Source organism: Arthrobacter humicola, assembly GCF_039531445.1.
GTDB classification, from domain to species: domain Bacteria; phylum Actinomycetota; class Actinomycetes; order Actinomycetales; family Micrococcaceae; genus Arthrobacter; species Arthrobacter humicola.
The window spans coordinates 75,467-89,504 of the sequence record NZ_BAAAQB010000009.1 but is presented as its reverse complement, the minus strand read 5'-3'; the positions used below and the strand labels follow the sequence as shown (position 1 = coordinate 89,504).

At 67.2% G+C, this 14,038-nt stretch carries 12 protein-coding genes and 1 tRNA gene; 11 read left to right on the top strand and 2 right to left on the bottom strand.

What is annotated here, in order from left to right:
* Window positions 1–36: 36 nt before the first annotated feature.
* Both ABD243_RS03855 and ABD243_RS03850 read right to left on the bottom strand, forming a co-directional pair.
* Complete coding sequence (locus tag ABD243_RS03855; protein WP_344362278.1) at window positions 37–771, bottom strand: response regulator; 735 nt, start codon at window positions 769–771, stop codon at window positions 37–39.
* Window positions 768–2,465, bottom strand: coding sequence for a sensor histidine kinase (locus tag ABD243_RS03850; RefSeq protein WP_344362276.1), 1,698 nt, complete (start codon window positions 2,463–2,465; stop codon window positions 768–770). Before ABD243_RS03850 ends, ABD243_RS03855 begins: the two co-directional genes overlap by 4 nt.
* A gap of 136 nt (window positions 2,466–2,601) precedes the next feature.
* Here ABD243_RS03850 and ABD243_RS03845 point away from each other — a divergent pair, with 136 nt between their 5' ends.
* The 11 genes from ABD243_RS03845 to ABD243_RS03795 all read left to right on the top strand — a co-directional run.
* Complete coding sequence (locus ABD243_RS03845) at window positions 2,602–3,960, top strand: cation:dicarboxylate symporter family transporter (RefSeq protein WP_344362273.1); 1,359 nt, start codon at window positions 2,602–2,604, stop codon at window positions 3,958–3,960.
* Window positions 3,961–4,283: 323 nt separating this feature from the next.
* Window positions 4,284–5,183: a ParA family protein gene (locus tag ABD243_RS03840; protein WP_018772307.1), complete on the top strand. Its 900-nt coding sequence runs from the start codon at window positions 4,284–4,286 to the stop codon at window positions 5,181–5,183.
* 8 nt (window positions 5,184–5,191) lie between these two features.
* The gene (locus ABD243_RS03835) at window positions 5,192–6,106 is read left to right on the top strand and encodes a segregation and condensation protein A (protein WP_344362270.1); all 915 of its coding nucleotides are present in this window, start codon (window positions 5,192–5,194) and stop codon (window positions 6,104–6,106) included.
* Window positions 6,107–6,231: 125 nt separating this feature from the next.
* Window positions 6,232–6,825: an SMC-Scp complex subunit ScpB gene (gene scpB, locus ABD243_RS03830; protein ID WP_344362267.1), complete on the top strand. Its 594-nt coding sequence runs from the start codon at window positions 6,232–6,234 to the stop codon at window positions 6,823–6,825.
* A gap of 117 nt (window positions 6,826–6,942) precedes the next feature.
* Window positions 6,943–8,178: a pseudouridine synthase gene (locus tag ABD243_RS03825; protein ID WP_344362265.1), complete on the top strand. Its 1,236-nt coding sequence runs from the start codon at window positions 6,943–6,945 to the stop codon at window positions 8,176–8,178.
* A 2-nt stretch (window positions 8,179–8,180) separates the two neighbouring features.
* A complete protein-coding gene (locus tag ABD243_RS03820; protein ID WP_344362262.1) occupies window positions 8,181–9,290 on the top strand; it encodes a prephenate dehydrogenase in 1,110 nt (369 codons plus the stop codon).
* Window positions 9,290–10,063, top strand: a complete 774-nt coding sequence (cmk, locus tag ABD243_RS03815; protein ID WP_254788599.1) for a (d)CMP kinase — start codon at window positions 9,290–9,292, stop codon at window positions 10,061–10,063. Before ABD243_RS03820 ends, cmk begins: the two co-directional genes overlap by 1 nt.
* 73 nt (window positions 10,064–10,136) lie before the next feature.
* The gene (locus tag ABD243_RS03810) at window positions 10,137–10,817 is read left to right on the top strand and encodes a lysophospholipid acyltransferase family protein (RefSeq protein ID WP_344362337.1); all 681 of its coding nucleotides are present in this window, start codon (window positions 10,137–10,139) and stop codon (window positions 10,815–10,817) included.
* The gene (der, locus tag ABD243_RS03805) at window positions 10,814–12,364 is read left to right on the top strand and encodes a ribosome biogenesis GTPase Der (RefSeq protein ID WP_116767542.1); all 1,551 of its coding nucleotides are present in this window, start codon (window positions 10,814–10,816) and stop codon (window positions 12,362–12,364) included. The genes ABD243_RS03810 and der overlap by 4 nt, the downstream gene beginning before the upstream one ends.
* A gap of 148 nt (window positions 12,365–12,512) precedes the next feature.
* Window positions 12,513–12,589: transfer RNA gene (locus ABD243_RS03800), tRNA-Pro, on the top strand.
* A gap of 255 nt (window positions 12,590–12,844) precedes the next feature.
* Window positions 12,845–14,038, top strand: a 1,194-nt coding sequence (locus tag ABD243_RS03795; protein ID WP_344362255.1) for a polysaccharide lyase family protein, incomplete at its 3' end; no start/stop codon positions are given.

Sequence of the window (14,038 nt, the reverse complement as noted above, 5' to 3'; positions counted from 1 at the left end):
ACGCCCTGTGGGGGAGTGGCCGCGGGGCAGTGCTGGTTATGGCCGCGCAGCTGACGACGGCGGACGGTTCCAGCGGTATTCGTTCTCCGGGCGGCCGGGAGTGCCGTAGCGTGCGGCGCGGGAAACTGTGCCGGCGTCGGCAAGGTACTCAAGGTAGCGCCGCGCGGTGACTCTGGACATGCCGAGCGCCGCCATGACCTCGCTGGCTGACACCGCCCCGGACTGCCGCTCGATGAAGTCCTTGACGGATTCCAGCGTGGAGACGGACAAGCCCTTGGGCAGCGACACTTCGGAAGGGGCCCGCAGGCTCGCAAATGCCTGGTCCACATCACTTTGGGAGGCGCCGGCCCCGGGCTTTCCCGTCCGGGGGCCGGCGAGCTGTTCCCGGAACAGCCGGTAGCTGGCGAGTTTGTCCGCGAACGTGGCGTAGGTGAAGGGCTTGATCAGGTACTGGACCACGCCCGTGGCCACCGCGCTGCGGACGATGTTCAATTCCCGCACGGCGGTGATGGCGATGATGTCCGCGAAGAGTCCGGCCGCCCGCATGCGGCGTGCGATGTCCAGCCCGTGCAGGTCCGGGAGGTTCATGTCCAGCAGCACCAGTTCCACCGGGTTGCCCGCCGCCGCGAAGTCCGTGAGCAGGCGCAGGGCGGACTGCCCGTCGGGCGCGGTGCCGGCCAAGGTGAAACCGTCAATCCGCTCGATGTAGGCGGCGTGCGCCGCGGCGGCGATGGGCTCGTCTTCGACGACGAGCACCCGGATGTCGCTCATGGCTGTTCCTCTGTTGTGACCGGCGGTGTTGTAACCGGCAGCGTGACGCGGAATAGAGCTCCGGCGGGGCTGGTGATTGTCATGGTACCGCCCAGTCGATGCACGGCCTGGCGGACCAGGGCCAGGCCCAGGCCCCGCCCGAAGGGTCCCGGCGTCTTTGTGCTGAAGCCGTGCCGGAAGACGTCGTCCACGGCCGCGGGGTCAATTCCCGGTCCGCTGTCCTCCACCGTGATCTCGAGGGCGGCCCCGGTGGTCACGACGGACAGCTCCACGAGCCTGGGAGGCGGTGCCTCGGCCGCGGCGTCGATCGCGTTGTCCAGCAGGTTCCCCAGGATGGCCACGAGGTCCTGCACGGCGAGCCCCGTCACGGCCGTGGATCCGCTGGTGTTGAGGGTCAGTTCGACGCCGCGTTCGTGCGCTTCGGCTGCCTTGCCCATGATCAGGGCGCCGAGTACCGGTTCCTCGATGGAACCCACCAGGTCATCGGTCAGGCGCTGGCTCAGTTCCAGGTCCTTCGTGGCGAAGTCGAGGGCCTCGGGGGCCCGCCCCAGTTCCATCAGGGAGACGATCGTGTGGAGCCGGTTGGCGTGCTCGTGGGTCTGGGCGCGCAGCGCGTCCGAGAGCGTACGCATCGTTTCCAGTTCGCTGCCGAGGGATTCAATTTCGGTCCGGTCCCGGATGGTTGCCACCGTCCCGTAGACGTGGGCGCCGTGGACGGGGGCGCCGGCAGCCGCTCTCCGCTGGCGGCCCGCGGCCGATGCAGGGCCAACCGCCGGCCCCTGGTTTACCACCAGGACCCGGGACCCGGTCAGGTGGATCTCATCGTGGGCGGTCCGTCCCGATTCGAAGAGTTCCTTGAGGCTGGCTGCAAGCGGCATATCCGAGAGGGACGGCGCCGCCTGGCGCCCGCGTCCTGCGGTGCCGGCAGCGGGATGGCCGTCGGAAGACTGCTTAGGCAGCCCCAGCAGCTCGGCGGCCTGGTCGTTGTACATCACCACTTTGCCCTTGGGATCGATCAGGATCACGCCCTCACGCACCGAATGCAGCACCGATTCGTAGTAGGCGAAGAGCTGGCCCAATTCCTCGGGACCCCAGCCGCGGGTCACCCGGCGCAGGTAGCGCCCCAGGAGCCACGACGCCACAGAACCGACCACCAGCAGCGCCAGGGCAATGGCCAGCAGCGCCGGCAGCCTGCTGGAGACCGCCACATCCACCGTCCGGACGGTCACACCCGCGGCCACGAGCGCCCGGACCTTGCCGTCGGCATCCTTGACCGGGGCGATGGTGCGCACCGACGGGCCGAGGGTGCCGGCCACGACCTCCGTGAACACCCGTCCGCTGAGGGCCTCATCGATCGACCCGATATAGGGCTTGCCCAGTTCCTCGTCCCGGGGATGCGTCCACCGGGTCCGGTCCGGCGCCATGATCGTGATGAAATCCGCGTCGGCATCGTTCGTGACCTTCAAGGCATACGGCTGGAGCAGGGCGGACGGGTCGGCGGCGCTCGCCGCCTGCACGACGAAGGGAGCGTCCGCCACCGCGGTGGCAATGCCTTCCATCCGGCGTCCGGCCTCGTCGTAGGCATGATCGCGGGCGTCGACGAAGGTGGCCGTTCCCACGATCGCCGTCAGCGCCACGATGAACAGCAGTTGGGCCACAAACAGCCTCCGCGCGATGCTCCAGCGGTGGATCATCAACACCTTCCATGACCAATATGAACGCAAGGGTGATGTGCGTCACCCCGTCATCAATGATGGGTTACACACACGAACGGCCGCGAGGACCACAGCCGGGACCGCGCGAAAGTCCAGCCTATCCAAGGAGAACACCATGGCCTCTCAACGAGGAGAGTCAGTAGCACCGGCGGCAACGCCGGCCAAGAAGCGCAAAGGGCTCGATAAGTCCCACTACCTGTACATTGCAGTCATCGTCGCCGTGATCGCAGGTGCCGTCGTCGGGCTGCTGTTCCCCGAGGCCGCCAAATCCCTCAAGCCGCTGGGTGACGGTTTCATCAAACTCATCAAGATGATGATCGGCCCGGTGATCTTCTGCACCATCGTCCTGGGTATCGGCTCGATCGCCAAGGCCGCCACCGTCGGCAAGGTCGGCGGCTTGGCCCTCATCTACTTCATGGTGATGTCCACCTTCGCCCTGGCCATCGGCCTGGTCGTCGGTAACCTGATCCATCCGGGCGCGGGCCTCAACCTCGCCCCCTACGATCCGAACAAGAAGGCGGCCGTCGACAGCACCGTCGACTTCCTGCTAGGCATCATCCCGGGGGACATCCCCGTCCTGCCGACCCTCCTCGCCGCGATCCTGGTGGGCTTCGCCCTGCAGAAGATGGGCCCGCAGGGAGCCCCGATCCTCAAAGCCGTCGGCTACGGACAGGCCCTGGTGTTCCGCATCCTCATCATGATCATGTGGCTGGCCCCGGTCGGCGCCTTCGGTGCGATCGCCTCCGTCGTCGGTGCCACCGGCGTGCAGGCCATCTTCAGCATGTTCACGCTCATGGCCGCCTTCTACATCACCTGCGCACTGTTCATCGTGGTGATCCTCGGTGGCCTGCTCAAGGTGGTCGCAGGCGTCAACATCTTCCGGCTCATGAAATACCTCGCCCGTGAGTACCTGCTGATTTTCTCCACCTCATCCTCCGAAGCTGCGCTGCCCCGCCTGATCGCGAAGATGGAACACCTCGGTGTGTCCAAGCCGGTCGTGGGCGTGACGGTTCCCACCGGCTACTCCTTCAACCTGGACGGCACGGCCATCTACCTGACCATGGCATCGCTCTTCGTCGCCAACGCCATGGGCACGCCCCTGGACCTGGGCGCCCAGATTTCGCTGCTGATCTTCATGATCATCGCCTCGAAGGGTGCCGCCGGTGTCACCGGTGCCGGTCTCGCCACCCTGGCCGCCGGACTGCAGGCACATGCCCCGCAGCTGCTGGGCGGCGTGGGCATGATCGTGGGCATCGACCGCTTCATGTCCGAGGCCCGGGCACTGACCAACTTCACCGGCAACGCTGTGGCCACCGTGCTGATCGGCACCTGGGTCAAGGAGATCGACGGCGGCCGGGTGGACCGCGTGCTTGCCGGTGCCGAGCCGTTCGACGAAGAGACCATGATCGCCGGCCACGGCCCGGCCCCGGAGCCGCAGGCCGAGCCGGTCCCGACCGCCCCGGCCTACGCGTAGCCGGGTACGCCTGACCCGCCAATCACGGAATACTGCCCGGACGCCCACCAGCGTCCGGGCAGGTTCTTTGCCGCTGCGGACCAGGGGTCCCGCCGCGGCGGCCCGGCGTCCCGCTCGACGCTGCCATTCCATTTCCGGCAGTAACCTTCGACTTCTACCGGAAGGTCAAGGCTCAGATGACGGCGGTTGTCAAGGTCCGCCGAATACCGTGTCGGGCGCTGTAACCTTGGGAGGAAACACGCTCGGCTCCGGAGCCTAGTCCGGGAGCTTGGCGAGCAATACCGAGCACGACAATCACCGTCATCGAAAGTGTGGATAGATACGTGAGCAGCGAACAGGGTTCAGCAACTCTGGAAGGCACCGAACTCGATCTGGAAGACGCCGTCATGGGCCCCACCGGGCGCCCCCAACGCGACTTTCCGGAGCCCGCGCCGCTGTCCTCCCACGGCCCTGCGCGGGTTATCGCCATGGTGAACCAGAAGGGCGGAGTGGGTAAAACCACGTCCACCATCAACCTCGCCGCCGCCCTGGCCGAATACGGCCGCCGCGTGCTCCTGGTGGACTTCGATCCGCAGGGTGCCCTGTCCGCAGGCCTGGGCACCAACCCGCACGAGCTCGACCTCACCGTCTACAACGTGCTGATGGACCGCAAGGTGGACATCCGCGACGCCATCCAGAAGACCGGCGTGGAGAACGTGGATCTGCTGCCGGCCAACATCGACCTCTCCGCCGCCGAAGTGCAGCTGGTCAACGAGGTCGCCCGCGAGCAGGTCCTGGACCGTGCACTGAAGAAGGTGGAGGACGACTACGACGTCGTCCTGATCGACTGCCAGCCCTCGCTCGGGCTCCTGACCGTCAACGCGCTCACCGCCGCCCACGGCGTCATTATTCCGCTGATCTGCGAATTTTTTGCCCTGCGCGCCGTCGCGCTGCTCGTGGAAACCATCGACAAAGTCCAGGACCGGCTCAACCCGCGCCTGCAGGTGGATGGCGTCCTCGCCACGATGTACGACGCCCGGACCCTGCACGGACGCGAGGTGATCGCCCGCCTCGTCGAGGCCTTCGGCGACAAGGTCTTCGAAACCGTCATCAAGCGCTCCATCAAGTTTGCCGACGCCACGGTGGCGGCCGAACCCATCACCACCTACGCGGGCAACCACGTCGGTGCAGACGCCTACCGCCGCCTGGCCAAAGAGTTGATTTCGCGCGGCGGCGCGCCCTAGCCAGGAACATGGCAGGCGCCTTCTCTCCGCCGGCGGAGCTCGACATGCCCGTGGAACCCGCGGATCCGGCAGTTGCTGCGGTTCCGGAAGTTGCCGAGGTCCCGGACGGCCCCGCCGGGAAGAAGCCCGGATTCGAAGTGCGCCTCGCTAACTTTACCGGCCCCTTCGACCTCCTGCTCGGCCTGATCTCCAAGCATCAGCTGGACATCACCGAGGTGGCGCTGTCCACCGTCACTGACGAATTCATCAAGTACATCAGGGGCCTGCAGCGGCTGGGGGAGGAGTGGGCCCTCGATGAGGCCAGCGAATTCCTGGTGATTGCGGCCACCCTCCTGGACCTCAAGGCGGCCCGGCTGCTGCCCGCGGGCGAGGTCGAGGACGAGGAGGACATCGCCCTGCTGGAGGCCCGCGACCTCCTGTTCGCGCGGCTGCTGCAGTACAAGGCCTTCAAGCAGGTGGCCGGCATGATCGGCTCGACCCTCGAGCTCGAAGCCCGGCGCTTCCCCCGGCAGGTCGCCCTGGAGGGGCACTTCGCGGCCCTGTTGCCGGAACTGCTTTGGCGGCACACCCCGGAGCAGTTCGCCGGTTTGGCCGAAGCCGCCCTCAAGTCCAAGGAAGCGGCCCCCATTGAAGTGGGCCTGGCGCACCTGCACGGCACGCCCGTGAGCGTCAAGGAACAGGCCGAGCTGCTGGGAAACAGGCTGCGGCTGGGCACGCCGCTGACGTTCCGGGCGCTGATCGCCGACGCCGAATCCACCCTGGTGGTGGTGGCGCGCTTCCTGGCGCTGCTGGAGCTGTTCCGCGACCGCGCAGTGGGCTTTGACCAGCTGCTGCCGCTCGGGGACCTGACCGTGCACTGGACGGCCGATTCCCACGGGTGGAGCAGCGAAAATCTGAGTGAAGAATATGAGGACCAGCCGTGAACGAACGACTCCCTGAGGCGCCGCGGGGCGAAGCCGAAGACGCCGGACCGGACGCAGGGCCGGACACGGGACCCGACCTCGCCAGCCTGCCCGGCGGCGCCCGCGCGGCCCTCGAAGCTGTCCTGATGGTGATCGACGAGCCGGCCACCCCCACGGCCCTGGCGGCCGGACTGAACCTGACGGTCGACGTCGTCGACTCCCTGCTGGCTGAACTGCAGCGGGAGTATAACGGTTATACTGTTAATGCCCCGGATGCGGACGTCGCCAGCCAGACCAGTAGCAACACTGGCAATACTGACGGCAACAATGCCGCCCCCCGGGGTTTTGAATTGCGGAATATCGCCGGAGGCTGGCGGATCTATTCCCGTGCGGAGTTCGCCGAGATCGTGGGCGGGTTCGTGCTGGAGGGCCAAACAGCCAGGCTGACGCAGGCGGCGCTCGAAACGCTCGCCGTCATCGCTTACCGCCAGCCCGTTTCAAGGGCGCGGGTGTCTGCAATTCGAGGAGTCAATGTTGACTCTGTCGTGCGGACGCTGACGCAGCGTGGGCTGATCGAGGATTCGGGAACCGATCCCGAGTCCGGAGCCATCCTGTACCGGACGACATCGTATTTCCTTGAGCGGATGGGAATCGGCTCGACGGCTGAATTGCCGCAGCTTTCCCCCCACCTTCCAGGCTTGGAAGGCATCGAGGAGTTTTACGACGCAGGAAGAATGTAAGCAGTATCAGTGCAGGCAAACGCCTGCACACGAGTATCCACCGGGCAGAACAATTTGCCCGGCCGGCGGGTGTTGTCGGGAGACAGCGGCCGCAGGCCACCAACGTAAGGACGGGTCATGACACAGGCGGGACGCCAGGGTTCACCACGTAACAGTTCGGGACGCAACAGCGCCGGACAAGGCAAGACCGGCCAGGGCGGCACCGGCCGCGGCCCGGTCCAGGGCGGCGCCCCGCGCGCAGCCGGCGGCAAGGGAGGCCGTGACTTCTCCAAGGGTGGCGGCGACCGCCCCTTCAAGCACCCCAAGCCTCGCGAAGAGGCCTTCATCGATCCGGACCTGCAGGCTCCCGGCGCCCCGGCGTCCCGGCCGGCCTCCGGTGACTGGAAGTCGAAAGGTCCGACCGGCACGGGCGCGGCCCGCAAGCCCGGAGCCAGGAAGCCCGGTTTCGGCAAGGAGCCCGGCACTCCCGGTGCGCTCAAGCCCAAGCCGCGCACCGGCGCCGCCAGGGCTGCGGGTCCCCGCGCCTTCGGCAGCGAACGTTTCGGCCAGAACCTCGGACCGGTGCGTAAGCCCGCCCGCAACCGCGGACCGCGCCGCGAGGTGCCTCAGTCTGAGCTGCACGACGCCGACGGCATCCGCCTGCAGAAGGTCATGGCCTCCGCCGGCGTCGCCTCGCGGCGTGTCTGCGAGGAAATGATCGCCGAAGGCCGCGTCGAGGTCGACGGCCACGTCGTCACCGAGCTCGGCATGCGCGTTGACCCGAAGACCGCCGTGATCCACGTCGACGGCCTGCGAATCCAGCTGGACGAGAACATGGTCTACATGGTCTTCAACAAGCCCAAGGGCGTTGTCTCCACCATGGAGGACCCGGACGGCCGCCCGTGCGTCAGCGACTTCGTGCGCAACCACCATGGCGAACGCCTCTTCCACGTGGGCCGTCTCGACGTCGCCACCGAAGGGCTGCTGCTCTTGACGAACGACGGCGAACTCGCCAACCGCCTGACGCACCCCTCCTACGAAGTGCCCAAGACCTACCTCGTGCAGGTCCGCGGTCCGTTCCCGCAGGGCATTGGCGCCGAACTCAAAGCTGGCGTCGAGCTCGAAGACGGCATCGCCTCGGTGGATTCCTTCAAGCTCGTGGACTCGACTCCGGGCCACGTGCTGATTGAGGTCGTGCTGCACTCGGGCAAGAACCGGATCGTCCGGCGCATGTTCGACGCTGTCGGCTTCCCCGTGCTGCGCCTGGTCCGCGTCAAGGTTGGTCCCATCGGGCTGGGCGACCAGCGCCAGGGCAGCATTCGCAACCTCGGCAAGCAGGAAGTCGGCCACCTACTGGCATCTGTGGGGCTGTAGGCATGTCCGCCTTTCGCATGCACGGCCGCGGACACCTCAACGGTCCGGTGGTCGTTCTGGGCGCCGGGCTCCTGGGCACCAGCATCGGGCTGGGGCTGCGGGGGCGCGGCGTTGCCGTGTTCCTCTCGGACCCCTCGCCCACCAACCAGGCCGTCGCCGTCGACATCGGCGCCGGCCTGCCGTTGGCGCGCCTTGACGGGGAACAGCCGGAGCTCGTCGTGGTGGCTGCGCCGCCGGACGTCACGGCCGACGTCGTGGCCAAAGCGCTGCAGGACTACCCGGACGCCGTCGTGGTGGACATCGCGAGCGTGAAGGCAGGCATCCTGGCCGACCTCCGCGGTCGCGGAGCCGACCTGGGCCGCTACGTGGGTACCCACCCGATGGCCGGCCGCGAGAAATCCGGCCCCGTCGCAGCCCGCGGCGAGCTGTTCACATCCATGCCGTGGGTTGTGTGCCCGGCGGAAGAAACGCTGCCGGAGTCCCTGCAGGTGGCGCGTGCGCTGGCCGTCGACCTTGGCGCCGTCGTGTCCGAATTCGCCGCCGACGAACACGACGAAGCCGTGGCGCTGGTGTCCCACCTGCCGCAAGTGATGTCCTCGCTCGTGGCCAGCCGACTGCAGGGCACCCCCCTGCACGCGCTGTCTCTGGCCGGAAACGGCCTGCGGGACGTCACCCGGATCGCCGCGAGCGATCCCACGCTCTGGGTCCAGATCCTGGGTGCGAACGCGGACAAGGTGGTTGCGATCCTGCACGGGGTCCGCGAGGACCTCAACCGGCTGATCGCCACGCTGGAGGCACCGACCGCCCCCGGTGCCCGGCTGGACCTTGCCCAGCTGATCAGCGAAGGCAACGCCGGCCAGGCCCGGATTCCGGGCAAGCACGGCGGACCCCCGCAGGCCTACTCGTGGCTGACGGTCCTGGTGGACGACACGCCGGGCCAGATCGCGAAGCTTCTGACGGAGATCGGCGAGATCGGCGTCAACGTCGAGGACCTGCGTCTCGACCACTCCTCGGGACAAAACGTGGGCATGGTGGAAATTTCCGTCCTGCCGAACAAGCACGACCTCCTGATAGAAGCCCTTAACGACCGTGGATGGCGGGTACTCCAGTAATGACCCAGGAACTCATCGAAACAGTGACCGTGGTCCGCCCCGGAAAAAGCCTTGTGGTCGCCATCGACGGACCCTCCGGCTCCGGCAAGTCCAGCGTCAGCAAAGAGGTGGCCCGACGGCTCAAGCTGGCTTACCTCGACACCGGTGCGATGTACCGCGCCCTGACATGGTTCTGCCTGCAGAACGGCATGGACCTGGAGGACCGCGCCGCGGTGGAGGCCGCGTCCAAGGCCCTGCCGCTGGAGGTCAGCACGAGCCCCCAGGAAGAATATGTCCGCGTCGGCGGTGACGACGTCACGCTCGCCATCCGCGAGCCCGCCATTTCCGCCGCTGTCAGCGCCGTCGCCACCACCCTGGGCGCGCGCACGGAACTCATCCGCCGGCAGCGCGAACTGATCGAAAAGCACCACCGCCGCATGGTGGTGGAGGGCCGGGACATCACCACCGTCGTCGCGCCCGGAGCCGAGGTGCGGATGCTGCTCACCGCCAGCGAAGAAGCGCGGCTGCGCCGCCGCGGCATCCAGCTGGGCGGGAGCCAGAATGCCGAGCAGCTGGCGGCCCAGGTCACCCGCCGCGACGCCAAGGATTCCACCGTGGTGAACTTCACCACGGCCGCCGACGGCGTTGTCACCCTGGATTCCTCGGACCTGGACTTTGACGAGACGGTTCAGGCCGCCCTCGACATCGTGGACACCGTCATCAACCACCCGGCCGTCAAGCCAAGCGGCGTCCAGCCAAACAGCGTCCAGCACAGGGCCGCCCACGGTGACTGACGGGCGCACCGGAACGCCGGCGACACTGCAGGCCTCCCTGCCCGGCCGCTGGACGACGGCGTGGAGTCGGCCCGTGGGCTGGCTCCTGGACCACGTCGTCTACCGCACCTCGGTGACGGGCCGGTCCAACGTCCCGGCCACCGGACCTGTGATTTTCGCCGGCAACCACATCAGCTTCCTCGACGGGCCCGTCATGTTCGGCGCGTCGCCTCGGGCCATGCACATCCTCGTCAAGCAGGAGATGTTCACCGGGTTCCTCGGCCGGGTGCTCACGGCGTCGGGCCAGCTGCCCGTCGACCGCCGCGGCGGCCGTGCGGCGCTGACCGCGGCCCGGAGCCTGCTCGACGCCGGACGGTGCGTCGGGATTCTGCCCGAAGGCACGCGGGGGAGCGGTGCGGCGGCCGCGATCAACAACGGCGTCGCCTGGCTGGCGCTCAACTCCGGCGCCACCGTTGTGCCCGTGTCCATCCTGGGCACAAGGATTGGCGGCGAACACCTGGACAGCGTTCCCGCACCCCGCCGCCGGCTGCACGTCAGCTTCGGCGGGGCCATCAACGTCAGCCGCAGGCCCGGTGAGACCGGGCGTGTTTCAATGGACAGGGCGGGAACCGAAATCCGGGCCGCGCTGGCCCGCCATGTCCAGGACTCGATCCAAAGAACCGGGCAGCCCTTGCCCCACGCGGAATCCCCGCACCAACGTCATGAAGCAGTAGCCGGGACGCCGGCAGATCACCACCTAAGGAAAGTGCAATGAGCGATACGACTCAAACCTCCGGCAATTTCGGCGCCGGCGAAGACGAATACACGCCCACCGGCACCGACCAGGTGGCTGAGCACCTCGCCGCCCTGGACGACGATGAGGCGGAGCTCCGCGCCGCCTCCCTGCGGGCCGGCCTGGACGACTACGAGCTGGACGAGGACGATGCCGCCCTGCTGAGCGGCCACTTCGACGACGAGGACTTTGACGGTCCGGTCAAGCTCGATCCTGTCCTGGCCATCATCGGCCGGCCCAACGTCGGCAAGTCCACCCTGGTCAACAGGATCCTGGGCCGCCGCGAGGCGGTCGTCGAGGACACCCCCGGCGTCACCCGCGACCGCGTCATGTACTCGGCGCACTGGAACGGCCGCAACTTCACCGTGGTGGACACCGGCGGATGGGAACACGACGCCCGCGGCATCCACGCCCGCGTGGCAGAGCAGGCCGAGATGGCTGTGGAACTCGCGGACGCCGTCCTGTTCGTCGTCGACTCCGCCGTGGGCGCAACCGCCACCGACGAAGGCGTCATGAAGATGCTGCGCAAGTCGAAGAAGCCGGTCATCATGGTGGCCAACAAGGTCGACGACTTCGCGCAGGAAGCCGACTCCGCAACCCTCTGGGGCCTGGGCTTCGGCGAACCGTACCCCGTCTCGGCCCTGCACGGCCGCGGCGTGGCCGACCTCCTGGACCACGTCATGGACACCCTCCCGGAGTTCTCCACGATCGAAGGCCTTGAGCGCTCCGGCGGACCCCGCCGCGTCGCCCTCATCGGCCGCCCGAACGTCGGCAAGTCTTCCCTGCTGAACAAGCTCGCCGGTTCCGAGCGTGTGGTGGTGGATAACACCGCCGGCACCACCCGCGACCCGGTCGATGAGTTCATCGAACTCGGCGGACGCACGTGGCGGTTCGTGGATACCGCCGGCATCCGGCGGCGCCAGCACATGGCCCAGGGTGCCGACTTCTACGCCTCCCTGCGGACGCAGAGCGCGCTTGAAAAGGCCGAGGTCGCCGTCGTGCTCCTGGCCGTGGATGAGGTGCTCAGCGAGCAGGATGTGCGCATCCTGCAACTCGCCATCGAATCCGGCCGCGCCCTGGTGCTCGCCTTCAACAAGTGGGACCTCCTCGACGATGAGCGCCGCCGGTACCTCGAACGCGAAATCGACCAGGACCTCGCGCACGTGGCCTGGGCCCCGCGCGTGAACATCTCCGCCAAGACCGGCTGGCACAAGGACCGGCTGGTCCCGGCCCTGGACACCGCCCTGGAAAGCTGGGACAAGCGCATCCCCACCGGTCGCCTCAACGCGTTCCTCGGCGAACTCGTGGCAGCACACCCGCACCCGGTCCGCGGCGGCAAGCAGCCCCGCATCCTGTTCGGCACGCAGGCTTCCAGCCGGCCGCCGAAGTTCGTGCTCTTCACCACCGGATTCCTGGATCCCGGATACCGCCGCTTCATCACCCGACGGCTCCGCGAAACCTTCGGTTTCGAGGGCACGCCGATCGAAGTCAACATGCGTGTACGCGAAAAGCGTGGCAAGAAACGTTAATTCCGACACACCTTGCCGTGACAGCGCGAAATTGTCACAGGCACCCTCCGGGATCGTGTAAGCTTTTGGAGGTGGTTCGGCCGGACTGCTTGGAAGAAATCCTGGAGATAAACCAGGACGCCTTCCGGGCGGAGAACGGTGGAACCAGCGGGCTGTAGCGCAGCTTGGTAGCGCACTTGACTGGGGGTCAAGGGGTCGCAGGTTCAAATCCTGTCAGCCCGACCAACAGAAAGAACCCCGCCATTCCTGACAAAGGAATGGCGGGGTTTTCTGTTTCCCGGAGTAGTTCCGTGTCCAGCCCGTGTCCAGTCCGTATTCAGGCAAGTTTTCCCAAAGGTGAGGCTCGGTAACCTGCATTCAGCATCGCAGGAACAGGCCCATTGGGGCGGCGGTCAGGCCGCATCCCGGGCCGCCGGCAACTGCAGACGAAGGATCGGGTCTTTCACCCGACATGAATACCTCGGCTGGGCGGGTAGACGAATGAACACACTGTTGCGGGCCGGCGTGATGGCCGCTCTGAATGTCTTGGTTCTGGGACTGGTCGTTGGCGCGAGTCCAGCTTCCGCGGTTACCTGTCAGCCCGGGACGCCGGCGCCCACCAACCAGTACCCGGGAAAGACCGTGGTGGCCGCCAACTTCGAGTCCGGCAGCATTACCGCCGAAGGGTTCGGCACACCCGTCACAGGCGGGACCGGCACGGCGGACGTCTCCTCCGCCCAGCACCACTCCGGACTCTGTTCGGCGTACCTGCACGTGACCACCGATCCGACTTCCCTGGCCAATTTCTCGGCCCCGCTGCCGTCCGGCAGCGACGAGGTCTACACGGACGGCTGGTTCAACATCACACGGGCCGGTCTGGTGGGCAACGATGTCCCCTATTTCAGGTTCTTCAATGGCAGCACCAGAATGCTGGATGTGTTCCGCAGCAACGACAACGGCGACCTGGTGCTGCGGGTAACGTCGCCCACCCAGGCCGGAGTGTTCTCCTACCAGACGCTGTCGCCCAACGTGCAGCTTGGCACGTGGCACCACCTGGTCATGCACGTGGTGGCCAACGGGGGGTCATCCACTGTAGAGGCGTGGTTTGATGACCTGCCGCTCTATTCAAGCAAGACTGTCGCCACGGGCTTTAGTGCGGTCACCCGGATACAGCTGGGCGCCGAGCACCTGGAGCAGTCCGGCGACAGCTACATCGATGATGTGGTGATCAAGGCAGGCACAGCGGGTGCGACCATCCCGCAGCTTCCGGGGACGTACACCCCGGTCTCCCCGACCCGGGTCCTTGATACCCGGAACAGTTCGGCTGTGGGTGCGAATTCCGCGGTGTCGTTCCAGGTCGCGGGGGTCAACGGGATCCCGGCGAAGGTTTCGGCGGTGGTGTTCAACCTGACGGTGACCCAGCCCCGGTCCGTCGGGTTCATCACGGCCTACGCCTCGGGCGCCGCCCGTCCGAACGCGTCCAACCTGAACTTCTCTGCCGGCCAGACGGTACCGAATCTGGTGACCGTCCCGGTCGGGGCCGACGGCAAGGTCGCCCTGTTCAACAGTTCCTCCGGGTCCTCCCAGCTGATCGCTGACGTGACGGGCTATTACGTCACCGGAACGCCGGCGACGGGCGGCTCCTTCAAGAGCCTCTCGCCGGCCCGGCTCCTGGACACCCGGAACTCCTCGGCG

Bases quoted from the DNA above. Each gene is read 5' to 3' on its own strand.
- ABD243_RS03855 (WP_344362278.1), bottom strand. From the start codon at position 771: ATGAGCGACATCCGGGTGCTCGTCGTCGAAGACGAGCCCATCGCCGCC.
- ABD243_RS03850 (WP_344362276.1), bottom strand. From the start codon at position 2,465: ATGATCCACCGCTGGAGCATCGCGCGGAGGCTGTTTGTGGCCCAACTG.
- ABD243_RS03845 (WP_344362273.1), top strand. From the start codon at position 2,602: ATGGCCTCTCAACGAGGAGAGTCAGTAGCACCGGCGGCAACGCCGGCC.
- ABD243_RS03835 (WP_344362270.1), top strand. From the start codon at position 5,192: ATGGCAGGCGCCTTCTCTCCGCCGGCGGAGCTCGACATGCCCGTGGAA.
- scpB (WP_344362267.1), top strand. From the start codon at position 6,232: ATGGTGATCGACGAGCCGGCCACCCCCACGGCCCTGGCGGCCGGACTG.
- ABD243_RS03825 (WP_344362265.1), top strand. From the start codon at position 6,943: ATGACACAGGCGGGACGCCAGGGTTCACCACGTAACAGTTCGGGACGC.
- ABD243_RS03820 (WP_344362262.1), top strand. From the start codon at position 8,181: ATGTCCGCCTTTCGCATGCACGGCCGCGGACACCTCAACGGTCCGGTG.
- cmk (WP_254788599.1), top strand. From the start codon at position 9,290: ATGACCCAGGAACTCATCGAAACAGTGACCGTGGTCCGCCCCGGAAAA.
- der (WP_116767542.1), top strand. From the start codon at position 10,814: ATGAGCGATACGACTCAAACCTCCGGCAATTTCGGCGCCGGCGAAGAC.